The organism is Pantoea sp. S-LA4 (genome assembly GCF_054482835.1).
This window is the reverse complement of the sequence record NZ_JBTLRC010000002.1, coordinates 3,647,179-3,664,619: the sequence shown is the minus strand read 5'-3', so window position 1 is coordinate 3,664,619 and position 17,441 is coordinate 3,647,179. Positions and strand designations below refer to the sequence as shown.

12 protein-coding genes, 1 tRNA gene, 2 rRNA genes, 3 pseudogenes and 1 riboswitch are annotated in these 17,441 nt (G+C 53.0%); of the genes and pseudogenes, 11 read left to right on the top strand and 7 right to left on the bottom strand.

The genetic code is table 11. The features are described from left to right. Window positions 1-300 precede the first annotated feature (300 nt). Both ACX3P5_RS18100 and ACX3P5_RS18095 read left to right on the top strand, forming a co-directional pair. The gene (locus ACX3P5_RS18100; RefSeq protein ID WP_233986268.1) at window positions 301-630 is read left to right on the top strand and encodes a colicin V synthesis protein; all 330 of its coding nucleotides are present in this window, start codon (window positions 301-303) and stop codon (window positions 628-630) included. A gap of 60 nt (window positions 631-690) precedes the next feature. Next, the gene (locus ACX3P5_RS18095) at window positions 691-1,020 is read left to right on the top strand and encodes a hypothetical protein (protein WP_233986277.1); all 330 of its coding nucleotides are present in this window, start codon (window positions 691-693) and stop codon (window positions 1,018-1,020) included. Window positions 1,021-1,139: 119 nt separating this feature from the next. Here ACX3P5_RS18095 and ACX3P5_RS18090 read toward each other — a convergent pair. Further along, a pseudogene (locus tag ACX3P5_RS18090) lies at window positions 1,140-1,241 on the bottom strand (argininosuccinate synthase domain-containing protein); the annotation flags it as partial. 24 nt (window positions 1,242-1,265) lie between these two features. Further along, window positions 1,266-1,577, bottom strand: a pseudogene (locus tag ACX3P5_RS18085) (amino acid kinase family protein); the annotation flags it as partial. 33 nt (window positions 1,578-1,610) lie between these two features. Between ACX3P5_RS18085 and ACX3P5_RS18080 the strand changes: the two are divergent. Then, window positions 1,611-1,946 (top strand): annotated as a pseudogene (locus ACX3P5_RS18080) (argininosuccinate lyase); the annotation flags it as partial. A gap of 204 nt (window positions 1,947-2,150) precedes the next feature. Here ACX3P5_RS18080 and ACX3P5_RS18075 read toward each other — a convergent pair. The 3 genes from ACX3P5_RS18075 to ACX3P5_RS18065 all read right to left on the bottom strand — a co-directional run bounded on the left by ACX3P5_RS18075 (window position 2,151) and on the right by ACX3P5_RS18065 (window position 4,228). Continuing rightward, entirely contained in the window at window positions 2,151-2,453 is a 303-nt protein-coding gene (locus tag ACX3P5_RS18075) for a DUF5862 family protein (RefSeq protein WP_458969074.1), read from the bottom strand. Window positions 2,454-2,558: 105 nt separating this feature from the next. After that, entirely contained in the window at window positions 2,559-2,846 is a 288-nt protein-coding gene (locus ACX3P5_RS18070) for a DUF5862 family protein (RefSeq protein ID WP_336757271.1), read from the bottom strand. Between the two features lie 647 nt (window positions 2,847-3,493). Further along, the gene (locus tag ACX3P5_RS18065; RefSeq protein ID WP_336757272.1) at window positions 3,494-4,228 is read right to left on the bottom strand and encodes a glutathione peroxidase; all 735 of its coding nucleotides are present in this window, start codon (window positions 4,226-4,228) and stop codon (window positions 3,494-3,496) included. A gap of 125 nt (window positions 4,229-4,353) precedes the next feature. On the opposite strand from ACX3P5_RS18065, the gene oxyR reads away from it, so the two are divergent. Continuing rightward, the gene (oxyR, locus tag ACX3P5_RS18060) at window positions 4,354-5,271 is read left to right on the top strand and encodes a DNA-binding transcriptional regulator OxyR (RefSeq protein ID WP_031377635.1); all 918 of its coding nucleotides are present in this window, start codon (window positions 4,354-4,356) and stop codon (window positions 5,269-5,271) included. Here oxyR and sthA read toward each other — a convergent pair. Continuing rightward, window positions 5,254-6,654 carry a Si-specific NAD(P)(+) transhydrogenase gene (sthA, locus tag ACX3P5_RS18055; RefSeq protein ID WP_233986297.1) on the bottom strand — a complete coding sequence of 467 codons (1,401 nt, stop codon included), beginning with the start codon at window positions 6,652-6,654 and terminating at the stop codon, window positions 5,254-5,256. The genes oxyR and sthA overlap by 18 nt on opposite strands. A 192-nt stretch (window positions 6,655-6,846) precedes the next feature. On the opposite strand from sthA, the gene fabR reads away from it, so the two are divergent. Together fabR and ACX3P5_RS18045 are read left to right on the top strand one after the other, a co-directional pair. After that, window positions 6,847-7,497 (top strand): HTH-type transcriptional repressor FabR, encoded by a 651-nt coding sequence (fabR, locus tag ACX3P5_RS18050; protein WP_094119953.1) that lies wholly within the window; start codon window positions 6,847-6,849, stop codon window positions 7,495-7,497. Between the two features lie 10 nt (window positions 7,498-7,507). Continuing rightward, window positions 7,508-7,861, top strand: coding sequence for a YijD family membrane protein (locus ACX3P5_RS18045; RefSeq protein WP_031377633.1), 354 nt, complete (start codon window positions 7,508-7,510; stop codon window positions 7,859-7,861). Between the two features lie 43 nt (window positions 7,862-7,904). Here the strand turns inward: ACX3P5_RS18045 and trmA are convergent, their stop codons facing one another. After that, window positions 7,905-9,008: a tRNA (uridine(54)-C5)-methyltransferase TrmA gene (trmA, locus tag ACX3P5_RS18040; RefSeq protein ID WP_458969073.1), complete on the bottom strand. Its 1,104-nt coding sequence runs from the start codon at window positions 9,006-9,008 to the stop codon at window positions 7,905-7,907. Between the two features lie 111 nt (window positions 9,009-9,119). Continuing rightward, a riboswitch (cobalamin riboswitch) is annotated at window positions 9,120-9,301 on the top strand. Between the two features lie 70 nt (window positions 9,302-9,371). Between trmA and btuB the strand changes: the two genes are divergently transcribed. From btuB to ACX3P5_RS18015, 5 genes are all read left to right on the top strand, one after another. Beyond that, window positions 9,372-11,252, top strand: coding sequence for a TonB-dependent vitamin B12 receptor BtuB (btuB, locus tag ACX3P5_RS18035; protein ID WP_458969072.1), 1,881 nt, complete (start codon window positions 9,372-9,374; stop codon window positions 11,250-11,252). Next, window positions 11,197-12,048, top strand: a complete 852-nt coding sequence (gene murI / locus ACX3P5_RS18030) for a glutamate racemase (protein ID WP_336757275.1) — start codon at window positions 11,197-11,199, stop codon at window positions 12,046-12,048. Before btuB ends, murI begins: the two co-directional genes overlap by 56 nt. A gap of 395 nt (window positions 12,049-12,443) precedes the next feature. After that, window positions 12,444-13,985, top strand: a 16S ribosomal RNA gene (locus ACX3P5_RS18025). 89 nt (window positions 13,986-14,074) lie between these two features. Continuing rightward, window positions 14,075-14,149 (top strand) — tRNA-Glu (locus ACX3P5_RS18020). A 230-nt stretch (window positions 14,150-14,379) separates the two neighbouring features. Then, window positions 14,380-17,286, top strand: a 23S ribosomal RNA gene (locus ACX3P5_RS18015). The 16S and 23S rRNA genes sit together here with 1 tRNA gene alongside, the layout of an rRNA operon. Window positions 17,287-17,441 lie beyond the last annotated feature (155 nt).

Genomic DNA, 17,441 nt, shown 5'->3' with positions numbered 1-17,441 from the left:
CAAAGCCTGCGCTTTGCCAGCCTCTGTCGCCCTGAACTCCCTTCCTTCCCGGCCTGGTCTGAGCCTTTATCCCTTAACTTCCGGCTGTGGATTATAATTATTCTCAGTGCAGGATTTCAGACAGTGAATTAGCAGAAAATCCATATTCTTTTATTTGCCTGCCACATCTCCATTTTATTTGTCAATGCAATAGTTTGTGCATTTATGGCCTTTTTACTATTTCTTAAGAAAATAAATGGCGTTATTTTACAACCACACCGACAGGTGTTTTTTTAAGATCTTTTTGAGCCAGGAGGGCTTATGCGTGAATTAACAATTAACGAGACTTTATCTGTTTCTGGTGCTGCAACAGCTAATGACGTTGCATTTTTTATCGGCGATCATCTGGCTAGCTCAATTATTGGTGGCGTTGCCGCTACAGTCGCCGGTGCTTCCATTGGCTATCTGCACGGTGGGGACGCCATGGGCTGGCTGGGGCTGGGTGTCATTGGTCAACTGGTTGGTGCGGTGAGTGGTGCGATAATTGGCGGAGTCGGCGGCGTGATTGGCGGCGCACTGGTTTCTCTGTCGTATAGTCTGCCATTAGCGAACCAATTGGCGCAGACGATTATTGCGGGTGACATCGTATAATCATCAGTATTCAAAAAAGCAAAACGTTATTTTTATGAACTAATAAGCAGGCAATATATTATGCGTCAATTAAAAGATTCTGAACTGAAATCCGTTTCCGGTGCTTATAGCGATAACATCCTGGCTAATATTGCAGAAGGTACCGTGTGTGCAATTGGTGGCGCTGTACTTGGGGCGTGGACAATGGCAATTTTAGGTGGTCGTGGTGCAAGTTCCAAAGATGTTATCGGCATCGGCGGCGGTATTACCGCCGTAATCGGCATGTTTGGTGGAGCGTTAACCGGTGCTGTGGCAGGTGCTTTTTATGGCCCTTATATTGGTTACGACGCTGGTCTGGTTATGGCGGAAGGTTTGCTGCTGGACATCATGAAAGGTCTGCCGGGAGCCTAACTCTCTGACATTCGCTGCCGCTCAGGTTTAACCGGCAGGCAAAAAAAGCGGGCATGTTCCATGCCCGCTAAATTTCTCTCTCCGTACTTCTGCTCCTCTGCCTCTTCCAGACGCCACCCTTCACAGCCGCCGTAGTTCTCTTTCAGCCACGGAATGATGGCCGACGTATCAAGACCACCGGAGTAAGCCAGAACGATTTTTTTGATGCCTTGCGTTTGCATTTCGTAATCCTTGAATCAGAGTCGTTAAGCGAGAATCCGGGTGCCAATCGGCACGCCGTTAAACAGGTCAGGCAGCCGCTCGGCATGACGCCAGCTGGCGATATCCACCGGTCGGCCCAGCGTACGCGCCGCATCCAGCGCAGCGTGGACCTTCACAATCATGCCATCGGTAATGATGCCCTGGGTAATCAGTTGTTCCGCATTGTCGGCGGTCATCTCTTCGATACGCTGGCCTTTGCCGTCGAGGATACCGCTGACGTCGGAGAGCAGGACTAAATCCGCTCCAGGAGTGGAGGCCAGCGCCGTCGCCGCCTGGTCAGCGTTGACGTTCATCAGCGTGATACCTCGCCCGACCGCCTGCCTGAGCCGGTGCTGGATAGTCTGCAGATGATACGTCCACGTTGTCATGAGGCCGTCGGACAGGGTTACGCCAATCCTGCCAGGCTGGCTGATGATCGGGTCGCTAAAGAGGAGCCGTTCCGCGAAGTGCAGCACATTGTCGGAAAAGTGGCGGGAGAAGCCTTCAGGCAGGGCGTGGTACTGGAAGCCTTGTCTCTGGCGCAGTTACAGCCGTTCAGCGCGGCGATTGAAGAGGATCTCTATCCGATTCGGGCGCTGTAATCCTGTCTGGATAAGTGTAATGCGCAGGGCGGCGTATCGCCTCAGCAGGTGGCGATTGCGGAAGCGAAGCAAAAACTAGGCTAAGCGAATAATAGACAGACGGATTTGCTGGCAAAGCGAACGCTTTGCCAGCTTTATTTCTTTGTTCGAAAAGCGTGTGAGGGCTTAAGCATAAGGCGTGACGCTTGGGGGGGACTGTCAGGGATAGCGCCTCACACTGGTCGGGCTTATTATTTTGACAGCAAGCTTTCGGTTCGCCCTGCGAATGCGTATTGGCGATGGGGAGTTTTATTCAACGCCAAAACTTTTTCGATAGTCGTTGAGTAATACGCCCGTCTGTTCATAACCAATTATTAATGAAGATGCCAGGCCCAATGCACCACCCATTACCGGACCGACCATTATTCCTACTAACTGGGAGAGGGCACCGAATATAAAACCGCCGCCGCCACCTAATTTACCGCCCAGGGACATGCCGGTAGACATGCCATCCAGTACATTACTCAATACCTGATCCATTGTGGTCAGGGTATCTGTCGTAATCGCGGCGCCGCTGACAAACTGCAGTTCAGTCGTCGATAAATCTCGCATGCTTTTTCCTTCATTAGAGATAAGAAAAGGGCGTGATAATCTAATGTTAAAAGAGTATCCCGCCCTGAATTATTTATTTAAACTGATTAACCAAAAAAGCTGATATTAATTGGTGTTACCTGGGCCGAAGGTGGTGCGGTAATCTGCAATTACTTCACGCACAGTATCAACATCTGTTGCTGCGCCAAGGACCAGACCTACTACGCCACCCATGATTGGCGGAACGATAATGCCGACCAGCTGTGAAATTGCACCAACAATCCAGCCACCGCCAGTTCCCCATTTTCCGCCAATGGCCATGCCGGTTGCGGCACCGTCCATCATGCCGAACAGCGCACCAGCCAGGTCGCCACCGCTTACAGAGTTCAATTCCTCATGAGATAATGTACGCATAATTATTTCCTTTATATATGTTGAGTTTATTTGCTGTGTATTAAAATCGCGCCTTGGCAGCACGATTAATGTAATGCGGGGTAACAATAATCAATAACGGAGCCACGGTATATAGATGATTTACTATATTCACGTAATTGGCCGATTATTTCGGTCTCATTTTGAAATATGCCAGAAAATATGATTTTTCCAGGTGATGTTAATTGGGGGGTGATTCGTCATTTACAATTATTATTGATACGCAATTTTTTGTAACAAAGTCAATTAAAAGCAGGATAATAGTTAAGCCATGTTTACCACTTATAGGGGGTTATACCTGTGATGATATTTCCGGATGGCAGTCTGTGGGCGAGACATAGGGTATTGAAAAAACAGCATTAAAGGCCATGTGAATGGAAAATAACCGGGAAAAAATCAAGGGTAAAAAAAATCATCAGGCGACTCATAGAGCGGAGCTTAATCCTTTCAGCGCTACGGCGGCGTTAAGGGAATAATGGAAGGTGTCTTGCAGAAAATATCGGGTCCGAATAACAGGCAAAAAAAAGCGGGCATCATAAATGCCCGCCAACCTCTAGCTTCAGAATTACTACTTTTTTTATAGGCACATCATCAAAGGGCCAGCACTCCCGGCTGACACAGTGATAGGTTTACGCTGACAACAGGAACTGCTCCAGGTCATCGCTGCCGCCAATATGACGGCCACCGATAAACACCTGTGGCACCGTCGCCCGGCCAGAAACGGCACGCAGGCTAACGGTCGTCGCATCCTGTCCCAGCACGATCTCTTCGAACTGAATACCGTGGTCCAACAGCAGCTGTTTTGCTTTAGTGCAGAACGGGCAGCCCGGTTTGGTAAACACCGAGACGGATTCCTGCACTTTATATTCCGGGGCCAGGTACCGCAGCATCGTATCGGCATCTGACACTTCAAACGGGTCGCCTGGCTGGTCAGGCTCGACAAACATTTTCTCCACTACGCCGTTACGGACCAGCATCGAGTAACGCCACGAGCGCGCGCCAAAGCCAAGATCGGCTTTCTCAACCAGCATCTCCATGCCGCGGGTAAATTCGCCGTTGCCATCAGGAATAAAGGTAATATTCTCCGCCCGCTGTTCCGCTTTCCACGCGTTCATCACAAAGGTGTCATTAACGGAGACACACAGAATGCTGTCCACGCCGTGCTGTGCAAAGACACCTGACAGCTCGTTGTAACGCGGCAGATGGCTGGATGAACAGGTCGGTGTAAAAGCACCCGGCAGAGAGAAAACGATTACCGTTTTATCTTTAAACAGTTCATCGGTGGTGATATCGACCCAGCGATCGCCATGGCGGGTGTGAAAAGTGACCTGCGGAACGGCTTTACCTTCCTGACTTGCAAACATTTTTTCTCCTTAATGGCGAACCGCTTATTTTGATGCGTGCATTATTCCCGCCCACCCTTGATAGGGCTAATCGTTCATTGCTATTCTATCTATCGCCACGGACTATCGTGGTCTGGAGGGTAATAATGAATATTCGTGATCTTGAATATCTGGTTTCGCTTGCTGAACACCGGCATTTTCGCCGCGCTGCGGATGCATGTCATGTCAGTCAGCCTACGTTAAGCGGGCAGATCCGTAAGCTGGAAGATGAGCTGGGTGTCATGCTGCTGGAGCGCACCAGCCGTAAAGTGCTGTTCACTCAGGCGGGATTACTGCTGGTGGATCAGGCGCGAACGGTGCTGCGCGAAGTGAAAGTGCTGAAAGAGATGGCCAGTCAGCAAGGGGAAGCGATGTCAGGCCCGCTGCATATCGGCCTCATTCCGACCACTGGCCCCTATCTGCTGCCGCAAATTATTCCGATGCTGCATCAGACATTCCCGAAACTGGAAATGTATCTGCATGAAGCGCAGACCCAGCAGTTACTGGCCCAGCTCGATAGCGGCAAGCTGGACTGTGCCATTCTGGCGCTGGTCAAAGAGAGTGAAGCCTTTATTGAGGTGCCGCTGTTTGATGAGCCTATGAAGCTGGCGGTCTATGCCGATCATCCGTGGCGCGATCGCGATCGTGTGCCGATGTCCGATCTGGCTGGCGAAAAACTGCTGATGCTGGAAGATGGTCACTGTCTGCGCGATCAGGCGATGGGCTTCTGTTTTGAGGCGGGCGCGGATGAAGATACCCACTTCCGGGCTACCAGTCTTGAAACGCTGCGCAATATGGTGGCGGCAGGCAGTGGGATTACGCTGCTTCCGGCGCTGGCGGTACCGCCAGAACGTATTCGGGATGGTGTCTGCTATCTTCCTTGCTACAAGCCGGTCCCTCAGCGCACTATCGCGCTGGTCTACCGTCCGGGTTCACCTCTGCGCAGCCGTTATGAACAGCTGGCAGAGGCAATTAAAACCCACATGCAACATCATTTCGACACGGCGTTAAAACAGGCGGTTTAAGCCATTTAATGCCGCCACGCGATAGGCTTCGGCCATGGTAGGGTAGTTAAAGGTGGTATTCACGAAGTACTCAATCGTGTTGCCACCGTTTTTCTGCTCCATGATCGCCTGACCGATGTGGATAATTTCGGCCGCTCGTTCGCCAAAGCAGTGAATTCCCAGGATCTCTTTGGTTTCGCGGTGGAACAGGATCTTCAGGCTGCCGACGTTCATACCGACAATCTGCGCCCGCGCCAGATGTTTAAACTGCGCACGTCCCACTTCGTAAGGCACCTTCATCGCCGTCAGCTGCTGCTCGGTTTTACCGACGGAGCTGATTTCCGGAATGGTATAGATCCCGGTTGGGATATCTTCAATCAGATGCGCCGAGGCTTCGCCTTTGATGATCGCCTGTGCGGCAATCCGGCCCTGATCGTACGCCGCTGAGGCCAGGCTCGGATAACCAATTACGTCACCGACCGCATAGATGTGTGGCTGCGCGGTCTGGTACATGCTGTTCACTTTCAGCAGGCCACGGCCATCCGCTTCCAGTCCGACATTCTCCAGCGACAGCGAGTCGGTGTTGCCGGTACGCCCGTTGGCGTACAGCAGACAGTCCGCTTTCACTTTCTTGCCCGATTTCAGATGGATAATCACGCCATCTTCCACCCCTTCGATCTTCTCAAACTCTTCGTTGTGACGAATCACCACGCCGCTGTTCCAGAAGTGATAAGAGAGCGAGTCGGACATCTCCTGATCCAGGAACGCCAGCAGACGATCGCGGGTATTAATCAGGTCAACTTTGACGTTCAGACCACGGAAAATCGACGCATATTCACAGCCAATCACGCCCGCGCCATAAATAATAACGTGGCCAGGTTCGTGATGCAGATTGAGAATGGAGTCGGAGTCATAGACGCGCGGATGGGTAAAATCGACATCATCAGGATGGTAAGGACGTGACCCACAGGCGATGACGAATTTCTCAGCGGTCAGGCGCTCACGCGTGCCATCAGGTTGTTCAATCTCAATGGTGTTGGCATCAACAAAGCGGGCATCGCCCTGATAAAGCTCACAGCGGTTACGCTCATAGAATCCCTGACGCATTGCCGTTTGCTGGCTGATCACGTTTTCAGTGTGATTAAGAATGTCAGCGAAGGAGGAGCGGAGCAGTCGGGTGTGATCGCTGTAGAGCGGGTTTTGGTTAAATTCGATGATGCGACTGACGGCGTGGCGAAGTGCTTTAGAAGGAATGGTGCCCCAGTGCGTACAACCGCCGCCGATGTTGTGGTAGCGTTCGATCACTGCGATGCGCGCTCCCTGCTTCACCAGTCCCATCGCCGCACCTTCACCGCCGGGTCCTGAGCCAATCACAATGGCATCGTAATCGTAAGACTTTTGCATACCGATACGTCCTATTATTTATACATTTTTACAACGAGATTCTAACATCTCGCCGCGCACTTCTGAATTCTATCAGCGATTTTCATCACAGTTTGGCAAAGAGTGAGGTTCACAGGCGGTGACAAAGTTTGCCACTCTGTACGCTGAAAATTTTGTTATAGTGCCCGCTTAATACCGCAAAAGGCAGAGAGAATGGGCGTCAGAGCGCAACAAAAAGAACGTACACGACGTACACTGATTGAAGCAGCTTTCAGTCAGCTCAGCGCCGAACGCAGTTTTGCCAGTCTGAGTTTGCGAGAGGTTGCCCGTGAAGCGGGCATCGCCCCAACCTCGTTTTATCGACATTTTAAGGATGTTGATGAGCTGGGGCTGACCATGGTCGATGAAAGTGGACTGATGTTGCGACAACTGATGCGCCAGGCACGCCAGCGTATTGCCAAGGGCGGCAGCATTATCAAAACCTCGGTTGCCACCTTTATGGAGTTCATCGGCAACAATCCCAACGCATTCCGCCTGTTACTGCGTGAACGTTCCGGCACCTCTGCCGCTTTCCGCGCTGCGGTCGCGCGTGAAATTCAGCATTTTATCGCTGAACTGGCCGATTATCTTGAGGTCGAAAATCGCATGCCGCGCAGTTTTACCGAAGCGCAGGCCGAAGCGATGGTGACCATCGTCTTCAGCGCCGGCGCAGAGGCGCTGGATGTCGATGCCGAACAGCGCCGTAAGCTGGAAGATCGTCTGGTGCTGCAATTACGCATGATCGCCAAAGGCGCCTATTACTGGTACCGCCGGGAACAAGAACGACTGGCGGTGACCCTGGAAAAACCCGAGAGCAATGAATAAGGATCAGGCCATGACCCACCCGAGTTCCCGCGATAAAGGCACATTGTTACTGGCTTTTATTACCGGTTTAGCCATTAACGGCTCGTTTTCCGTGCTGTTCAGCGCTTTTGTTCCGTTTTCGATTTTTCCGCTGATCGCGCTTGGCCTGGCGGCCTGGTGCCTGCATCAGCGTTATCTCAACACCAACATGCCTGACGGTATGCCGGGACTGGCAGCGGCGTTTTTCCTGCTGGGGATTCTGGTTTACAGCGCGCTGGTGCGGGCGGAATATCCCGATATTGGCTCGAACTTCATCCCGACCATTCTGATGGTGGCGCTGGTGTTCTGGATTGCGACGCGCTTTAAGCGCAAACGCAATCAGTAAAGGCGAGAGAGTAAAAAACGGGAACCCTGAGGTTCCCATTTTTTTATGCTTTGCGCGTCAGCAGGACGCCGCATTCCATATGGTGGGTGTAGGGGAACTGATCGAACAGCGCCAGCCGCGTCACGTCGTGCGTTTCCGTCAGGGTCTGCAGATTGTCGCTCAGCGTTTGCGGATTGCAGGAGATATAAAGGATGCGCGGATAGGCCTGCACCATCTTCACCGTCTCTTCATCCAGTCCACTGCGCGGCGGATCGACAAAAATCGTCTCGCATTGGTAGCTGGTCAGATCAATCCCTTCCAGACGATTAAAGCTGCGCACGCCATTCATTGCCTGAGTAAACTCTTCGGCGGCCATACGGATGATCTGTACATTATCAATCTGGTTAGCAGCGATGTTGTACTGTGCTGATGCCACTGACGGTTTGGCGATTTCGGTGGCCAGCACCCGGCGGAAATTACGCGCCAGCGCCAGTGAGAAGTTGCCGTTGCCGCAATAGAGTTCCAGCAGATCGCCCTGCGAACCCTGGGTGACATCCAGCGCCCATTCCAGCATCTGAATATTCATCGCTGCGTTTGGCTGAGTGAAGCTGTTCTCAACCTGGCGATAAATCAACTCGCGTCCCGCCACCGGCAGACGCTCATCCACATAATCCCGATCGAGGCAGATTTTGGTTTTGGTCGCGCGGCCAATCAGCTGTACATCAAGACCTTCTGCACGTAGCCGATCCCGCAGTTCGCTGGCGGCCAGCTGCCAGGCGTCATCCAGCTTACGGTGATAGAGCAGCGAGATAACAATCTGATTGCTCAGGGTCGACAGGTAATCGATCTGAAACAGTTTATGGCGCAGCGTACGATTATCGCGGATCGCCGCGATCATCTTCGGCATTAGCTGGTTGATCAACTTACTGGCGGCCGGGAACTGATCGACACGGATCCGCTCGCGGGTCTGCTGATCAAAGATAATGTGGTAGATGTCGTCGCCATCGTGCCACAGCCGGAACTCGGCACGCATACGATAGTGGCTGACCGGTGAACGGAACACCTCCACCTCGGGCGCAGCAAATGGCGTCATCATCGTCACTAAACGACTGACTTTTTCCGCCAGTTGCGCGTCATATTGTTCAATAGGGAGATGTTCGGGAGTCATGATCCGTCCTGATTAATAGCTTACCAGCGGGCGATTGTAGGGATTCACTTGCTGATGTCCAGCCCTGCGGCGATAAGAAGTTTAGAAGTCTGGACTTCCGAACCACCACTCCGTAGACTGCGTTCGCCGGCCTCAAGCCCGAGATAATAGGGAATCCAGTGTAAATCTGGAGCTGACGCGCAGCGGTAAGGAATGTCGTGGTGAGTGCAATTGCAGACACTGTCCTGCGGGATGGGAAGTCATCACCACTTATGGTTCCCAGCCCGAAGACCTGCCGGTGTGACGTCGCTACTCGTACGATCATCGCGTTCTATTGATTGTATGCCTGCGGCATCCTGCTTTGTCTTTTGGATGCAATTAAAAATGACGAAAACTACCGCATCGCTGTTCGCCTTTAGTGCAACGGCGGTTTCTCTCTGGGCGCAAAACGGTTTTGCTCAGGGGATTGATGATACGCAAATAGTCACTGCCAATCGTTTTGCTCAGCCGGTGTCGAGCGTGCTGGCACCCACTACCGTGGTCACGCGTGACGAGATCGATCGCTGGCAAGCCAAAAGCCTGACCGATGTGATGCGTCGTCTGCCCGGCGTCGACATTACTCAAAGCGGCGGCATGGGACAGCAGAGTTCGCTGTTTATCCGCGGCACCGAGTCCCGGCACGTTCTGATTCTGATTGATGGTATTCGCCTCAACCAGGCCGGTATTTCCGGCTCCTCCGATCTCAGCCAGATTCCTCTTTCGCTGGTGCAGCGGATTGAATATATCCGCGGCGCGCGTTCAGCAGTCTACGGTTCGGATGCGATTGGCGGCGTGGTCAATATCATTACCGGCCGGGCGCAACCGGGCACCACGCTGACGGCGGGCGTCGGGTCCAACGGTTACCAGTCTTACGATGGTGCCACGCAGCAGATGCTGGGCGACGCAACCAGGCTGACCCTGGCGGGTAACTATACCTATACCAAAGGGTATGACGTGGTGGCGGGGTATCCCAACGATTATGGCCCGGCGCAACACGACCGTGACGGCTTCATGAGCAAAACGCTGTATGGCAATCTTGAGCATCAGTTCAGTGATGAACTCAGCGGTTTTGTGCGCGGCTACGGTTTTGATAATCGCACCGCCTACGACGGCTCAGAGAGCTACGATGCCAGTTACACCAACATCATCGGCCTGGCCGATACCCGTCAGCTTTACAGCCAGACCTGGGATACCGGCTTACGCTTTAACCGAGACTTCTATTCAACGCAGCTGATCGCCAGCTATGGCCACACCAAAGATATTAACTACGATCCGCGCAATGGACGTTATGGCGCCGCATCTACCTTCGATGATGTCACCCAGTACAATCTGCAATGGGGTAACACCGTGCAGGTGGGGCAGGGCGCTATCAGCGCCGGTGTTGACTGGCAAAAGGAGACGACCGAACCGGGCACCAACACTCTGTCAGAGGGCTATGAGCAGCGCAACGCGGGACTCTATCTGACCGGCCAGCAGCAGTTTGGCAGTGTAACGCTGGAAGGGGCAGTACGCGGTGACGATAACAACCAGTTTGGCTGGCACAACACCTGGCAGACTGCCGTTGGCTGGGAGTTTATATCCGGTTACCGTGCTTTTGCTTCTTACGGGACAGCTTTTAAGGCGCCGAACCTCTCTCAGGTCTACAGCCCCTTTTATGGTAATCGCGATCTCGACCCGGAAAAGAGTAAGCAATGGGAAGGCGGGTTTGAAGGCCTGAGCGGACCGGTTAACTGGCGCGTATCAGGGTATCGCAACGATATCGATAACCTGATTGATAGCGATCCGGCGACCTATCGCTACTACAACATTAAGCAGGCACGTATTAAAGGTGTTGAGGCGACCGCTTCCTTTGATACCGGGCCGCTGGCGCATCAGCTCTCCTATGATTATGTCGATGCCCGCGACGGCACTACCGACCAGCCGCTGATTCGTCGTGCTAAACAGCAGGTGAAGTATCAACTTGACTGGACGCTGTATGATTTTGACTGGTCAGTGACTTATCACTATCTGGGCGACCGTTATGATACCGACTTCAACAGTTCGCCCAGTCGTCGGGTGAAGCTGGGCGGGGTTAGCCTGTGGGATCTCGCCGTCTCATATCCGGTCACTTCACAACTCACGGTTCGTGGTAGAATTGCCAACCTGTTCGATAAAGATTACGAGACAGTGTATGGCTATCAAACCCCAGGACGAGAGTATTACCTCAGCGGCAGCTACAGCTTCTGATTTGCGCCCCACCGTGCTGGTATTCGACTCCGGCGTCGGTGGGCTTTCGGTCTATGATGAGGTTCGTCAACTGCTGCCGGATCTTCACTATCTTTACGCCTTCGATAACGCCGGCTTTCCCTATGGCGAGAAAAGCGAAACCTTTATCGTGGAACGCGTGGTGGCGATGGTTGATGCCATTACCCAGCGCTATCCGCTCTCTCTGGTCATCATCGCCTGTAATACGGCCAGTACCGTCTCGCTGCCCGCCTTACGTGAGCGCTTTGCTTTTCCGGTAGTGGGGGTCGTGCCGGCAATTAAACCGGCGGCACGTCTGACACGTAATGGTGTGGTGGGCTTGCTGGCAACGCGTGCCACGGTGCGTCGTCCTTATACTCATGAGCTGGTGGCTCAGTTTGCCGGCGCATGCAACATCGAAATGCTGGGATCGGCGGAGCTGGTGGAGCTGGCCGAAGCCAAACTGCATGGTGAGGAAGTGGCACTGGAAGAGGTACGTCGTATTGTTCAGCCGTGGCTGCGCATGGCTGAACCGCCAGATACGGTAGTATTGGGCTGCACTCACTTTCCTTTACTGCGTGATGAGCTACAACAGGTTTTGCCGGAAGGGACCCGACTCATCGATTCCGGTGCAGCGATAGCACGACGTACGGCATGGCTGCTGGAACATGAGGCGCCCGAAGTCCGTTCTTCGCAACATAACGTAGCATTCTGCACTGAACTGGATAGTGAAGCTGTACAATTAACCCCCGTTTTAAGGCGTTATGGCTTCCCATTGCTGGAAAAACTGGCGGTTTAACGGCTTTTAGTCGAAAAAATCAGCACTCAGAATTTTATTTGAAATTAACACTTGTCAGCTTCCGGGAACTCCCTATAATGCGCCTCCACTGACACGGCACAACGGCTTACGAAGCGCCGGGTTAAGTAGGTTCGAAATCATACGAACCAGTGAGTTAAGCAGAAATAAACGCTTGACTGACAATGCGGAAAGCGTAATATACGCAACCCGCGCCGCAGGAATATGTGGCACCGCTCTTTAACAATTTATCAGACAATCTGTGTGGGCACTCGCAGGATTGATATCAGCGTCTCCGGACGTAAAAAATATCAAGCCTCACGAGTGAACACATAATGAAATTCATTATGACGTTTTACAGATGAGCACCGCTTAACTTGTTTAAGCAAATCAAACTTAAATTGAAGAGTTTGATCATGGCTCAGATTGAACGCTGGCGGCAGGCCTAACACATGCAAGTCGGACGGTAGCACAGAGGAGCTTGCTCCTTGGGTGACGAGTGGCGGACGGGTGAGTAATGTCTGGGGATCTGCCCGATAGAGGGGGATAACCACTGGAAACGGTGGCTAATACCGCATAACGTCGCAAGACCAAAGAGGGGGACCTTCGGGCCTCTCACTATCGGATGAACCCAGATGGGATTAGCTAGTAGGCGGGGTAATGGCCCACCTAGGCGACGATCCCTAGCTGGTCTGAGAGGATGACCAGCCACACTGGAACTGAGACACGGTCCAGACTCCTACGGGAGGCAGCAGTGGGGAATATTGCACAATGGGCGCAAGCCTGATGCAGCCATGCCGCGTGTATGAAGAAGGCCTTCGGGTTGTAAAGTACTTTCAGCGGGGAGGAAGGCGATGTGGTTAATAACCGCGTCGATTGACGTTACCCGCAGAAGAAGCACCGGCTAACTCCGTGCCAGCAGCCGCGGTAATACGGAGGGTGCAAGCGTTAATCGGAATTACTGGGCGTAAAGCGCACGCAGGCGGTCTGTTAAGTCAGATGTGAAATCCCCGGGCTTAACCTGGGAACTGCATTTGAAACTGGCAGGCTTGAGTCTTGTAGAGGGGGGTAGAATTCCAGGTGTAGCGGTGAAATGCGTAGAGATCTGGAGGAATACCGGTGGCGAAGGCGGCCCCCTGGACAAAGACTGACGCTCAGGTGCGAAAGCGTGGGGAGCAAACAGGATTAGATACCCTGGTAGTCCACGCCGTAAACGATGTCGACTTGGAGGTTGTTCCCTTGAGGAGTGGCTTCCGGAGCTAACGCGTTAAGTCGACCGCCTGGGGAGTACGGCCGCAAGGTTAAAACTCAAATGAATTGACGGGGGCCCGCACAAGCGGTGGAGCATGTGGTTTAATTCGATGCAACGCGAAGAACCTTACCTACTCTTGACATCCAGCGAACTTTCCAGAGATGGATTGGTGCCTTCGGGAACGCTGAGACAGGTGCTGCATGGCTGTCGTCAGCTCGTGTTGTGAAATGTTGGGTTAAGTCCCGCAACGAGCGCAACCCTTATCCTTTGTTGCCAGCGATTCGGTCGGGAACTCAAAGGAGACTGCCGGTGATAAACCGGAGGAAGGTGGGGATGACGTCAAGTCATCATGGCCCTTACGAGTAGGGCTACACACGTGCTACAATGGCGCATACAAAGAGAAGCGACCTCGCGAGAGCAAGCGGACCTCACAAAGTGCGTCGTAGTCCGGATCGGAGTCTGCAACTCGACTCCGTGAAGTCGGAATCGCTAGTAATCGTGGATCAGAATGCCACGGTGAATACGTTCCCGGGCCTTGTACACACCGCCCGTCACACCATGGGAGTGGGTTGCAAAAGAAGTAGGTAGCTTAACCTTCGGGAGGGCGCTTACCACTTTGTGATTCATGACTGGGGTGAAGTCGTAACAAGGTAACCGTAGGGGAACCTGCGGTTGGATCACCTCCTTACCTGAAGATACCTTCCCGCGTAGTGCTCACACAGATTGTCTGATAGAAAAGTAATGAGCAAGACGGCTGCGAAGTCGCGACACTATCGTGTCCCCTTCGTCTAGCGGTTAGGACTCCGCCCTTTCACGGCGGCAACAGGGGTTCGAATCCCCTAGGGGACGCCACTTGCTTGGTGACAGGTGAAAGGTGTCTCCACGAAGTATCTCAAAACCGATTCGGCTGCGTAAGCAGCGGAGCCGCGTTTGAGATATTTGCTCTTTAACAATCCGGAACAAGCTGAAAATTGAAACGACATGTCGTTTTCATTCTCCGTAATAAGAATGAAAAACACGATATGTTCGAGTCTCTCAAATGCTTGCAGCACGCAGCGTTGAAAAACGCCTGTGGGTTGTGAGGTTAAGCGACTAAGCGTACACGGTGGATGCCCTGGCAGTCAGAGGCGATGAAGGACGTGCTAATCTGCGTAAAGCGACGGTAAGGTGATATGAACCGCTACAGCCGTCGATGTCCGAATGGGGAAACCCGGTGCACTCAGTGCATCATTGCAGCATGAATACATAGTGCTGCAAGGCGAACCGGGGGAACTGAAACATCTAAGTACCCCGAGGAAAAGAAATCAACCGAGATTCCCCCAGTAGCGGCGAGCGAACGGGGAGCAGCCCAGAGCCTGAATCAGCTTGTGTGTTAGTGGAAGCGTCTGGAAAGTCGCAGGGTACAGGGTGATACTCCCGTACACAAAAGCACACATGCTGTGAGCTCGATGAGTAAGGCGGGACACGTGGTATCCTGTCTGAATATGGGGGGACCATCCTCCAAGGCTAAATACTCCTGACTGACCGATAGTGAACCAGTACCGTGAGGGAAAGGCGAAAAGAACCCCGGCGAGGGGAGTGAAACAGAACCTGAAACCGTGTACGTACAAGCAGTGGGAGCCTTCTTTATGGGGGTGACTGCGTACCTTTTGTATAATGGGTCAGCGACTTATATTCTGTAGCAAGGTTAACCGTATAGGGGAGCCGCAGGGAAACCGAGTCTTAACTGGGCGTTAAGTTGCAGGGTATAGACCCGAAACCCGGTGATCTAGCCATGGGCAGGTTGAAGGTTGGGTAACACTAACTGGAGGACCGAACCGACTAATGTTGAAAAATTAGCGGATGACCTGTGGCTGGGGGTGAAAGGCCAATCAAACCGGGAGATAGCTGGTTCTCCCCGAAAGCTATTTAGGTAGCGCCTCGTGAACTCATCTTCGGGGGTAGAGCACTGTTTCGGCTAGGGGGCCATCCCGGCTTACCAACCCGATGCAAACTGCGAATACCGAAGAATGTTATCACGGGAGACACACGGCGGGTGCTAACGTCCGTCGTGAAGAGGGAAACAACCCAGACCGCCAGCTAAGGTCCCAAAGTCATGGTTAAGTGGGAAACGATGTGGGAAGGCACAGACAGCCAGGATGTTGGCTTAGAAGCAGCCATCATTTAAAGAAAGCGTAATAGCTCACTGGTCGAGTCGGCCTGCGCGGAAGATGTAACGGGGCTAAACCATGCACCGAAGCTGCGGCAGCGACGCTTAGGCGTTGTTGGGTAGGGGAGCGTTCTGTAAGCCGTCGAAGGTGTGCTGTGAGGCATGCTGGAGGTATCAGAAGTGCGAATGCTGACATAAGTAACGATAAAGCGGGTGAAAAGCCCGCTCGCCGGAAGACCAAGGGTTCCTGTTCAACGTTAATCGGAGCAGGGTGAGTCGACCCCTAAGGCGAGGCCGAAAGGCGTAGTCGATGGGAAACAGGTTAATATTCCTGTACTTGGTGTTACTGCGAAGGGGGGACGGAGAAGGCTATATCAGCCGGGCGACGGTTGTCCCGGTTTAAGCGTGTAGGTGTGTGTTCCAGGCAAATCCGGTTCACTTTACACTGAGGCGTGACGACGAGGCACTACGGTGCTGAAGTGATAAATGCCCTGCTTCCAGGAAAAGCCTCTAAGCATCAGGTAACACAAAATCGTACCCCAAACCGACACAGGTGGTCAGGTAGAGAATACCAAGGCGCTTGAGAGAACTCGGGTGAAGGAACTAGGCAAAATGGTGCCGTAACTTCGGGAGAAGGCACGCTGGCGCGTAGGTGGAGGGACTCGCTCCCCGAGCCGAAGCCAGTCGAAGATACCAGCTGGCTGCAACTGTTTATTAAAAACACAGCACTGTGCAAACACGAAAGTGGACGTATACGGTGTGACGCCTGCCCGGTGCCGGAAGGTTAATTGATGGGGTTATCCGCAAGGAGAAGCTCTTGATCGAAGCCCCGGTAAACGGCGGCCGTAACTATAACGGTCCTAAGGTAGCGAAATTCCTTGTCGGGTAAGTTCCGACCTGCACGAATGGCGTAATGATGGCCAGGCTGTCTCCACCCGAGACTCAGTGAAATTGAACTCGCTGTGAAGATGCAGTGTACCCGCGGCAAGACGGAAAGACCCCGTGAACCTTTACTACAGCTTGACACTGAACATTGAGCCTTGATGTGTAGGATAGGTGGGAGGCTTTGAAGCGCAGACGCCAGTCTGCGTGGAGCCAACCTTGAAATACCACCCTTTAATGTTTGATGTTCTAACGTGGCCCCGTGATCCGGGGTGCGGACAGTGTCTGGTGGGTAGTTTGACTGGGGCGGTCTCCTCCTAAAGCGTAACGGAGGAGCACGAAGGTCAGCTAATCACGGTCGGACATCGTGAGGTTAGTGCAATGGCATAAGCTGGCTTGACTGCGAGAGTGACGGCTCGAGCAGGTGCGAAAGCAGGTCATAGTGATCCGGTGGTTCTGAATGGAAGGGCCATCGCTCAACGGATAAAAGGTACTCCGGGGATAACAGGCTGATACCGCCCAAGAGTTCATATCGACGGCGGTGTTTGGCACCTCGATGTCGGCTCATCACATCCTGGGGCTGAAGTAGGTCCCAAGGGTACGGCTGTTCGCCGTTTAAAGTGGTACGCGAGCTGGGTTTAGAACGTCGTGAGACAGTTCGGTCCCTATCTGCCGTGGGCGCTGGAGAATTGAGGGGGGTTGCTCCTAGTACGAGAGGACCGGAGTGAACGCACCACTGGTGTTCGGGTTGTCATGCCAATGGCATTGCCCGGTAGCTAAGTGCGGAAAAGATAAGTGCTGAAAGCATCTAAGCACGAAACTTGCCCCGAGATGAGTTCTCCCTGACTCCTTGAGAGTCCTGAAGGGACGTTGAAGACGACGACGTTGATAGGCCGGGTGTGTAAGCGCAGCGATGCGTTGAGCTAACCGGTACTAATGACCCGTGAGGCTTAACCTTACAACGCCAGAGGCGTTTTTAAGAGACAGATTTTCAGCTTGTTACCGGATACGTTTGTGTCCTGCGGGCCCGGGTCCGGAGGATTTTGCGCTGAGGCAGGGCGGCAACCGAGCGATACGAAGGAGCATACTGAAGTATGTGACGGAGTAGCGCGA

Excerpts from the sequence above, each read along its gene's own strand:
- ACX3P5_RS18100 (WP_233986268.1), top strand. The coding sequence starts at position 301 with ATGCGTGAATTAACAATTAACGAGACTTTATCTGTTTCTGGTGCTGCA.
- ACX3P5_RS18095 (WP_233986277.1), top strand. The coding sequence starts at position 691 with ATGCGTCAATTAAAAGATTCTGAACTGAAATCCGTTTCCGGTGCTTAT.
- ACX3P5_RS18075 (WP_458969074.1), bottom strand. The coding sequence starts at position 2,453 with ATGCGAGATTTATCGACGACTGAACTGCAGTTTGTCAGCGGCGCCGCG.
- ACX3P5_RS18070 (WP_336757271.1), bottom strand. The coding sequence starts at position 2,846 with ATGCGTACATTATCTCATGAGGAATTGAACTCTGTAAGCGGTGGCGAC.
- ACX3P5_RS18065 (WP_336757272.1), bottom strand. The coding sequence starts at position 4,228 with ATGTTTGCAAGTCAGGAAGGTAAAGCCGTTCCGCAGGTCACTTTTCAC.
- oxyR (WP_031377635.1), top strand. The coding sequence starts at position 4,354 with ATGAATATTCGTGATCTTGAATATCTGGTTTCGCTTGCTGAACACCGG.
- sthA (WP_233986297.1), bottom strand. The coding sequence starts at position 6,654 with ATGCAAAAGTCTTACGATTACGATGCCATTGTGATTGGCTCAGGACCC.
- fabR (WP_094119953.1), top strand. The coding sequence starts at position 6,847 with ATGGGCGTCAGAGCGCAACAAAAAGAACGTACACGACGTACACTGATT.
- ACX3P5_RS18045 (WP_031377633.1), top strand. The coding sequence starts at position 7,508 with ATGACCCACCCGAGTTCCCGCGATAAAGGCACATTGTTACTGGCTTTT.
- trmA (WP_458969073.1), bottom strand. The coding sequence starts at position 9,008 with ATGACTCCCGAACATCTCCCTATTGAACAATATGACGCGCAACTGGCG.
- btuB (WP_458969072.1), top strand. The coding sequence starts at position 9,372 with ATGACGAAAACTACCGCATCGCTGTTCGCCTTTAGTGCAACGGCGGTT.
- murI (WP_336757275.1), top strand. The coding sequence starts at position 11,197 with ATGGCTATCAAACCCCAGGACGAGAGTATTACCTCAGCGGCAGCTACA.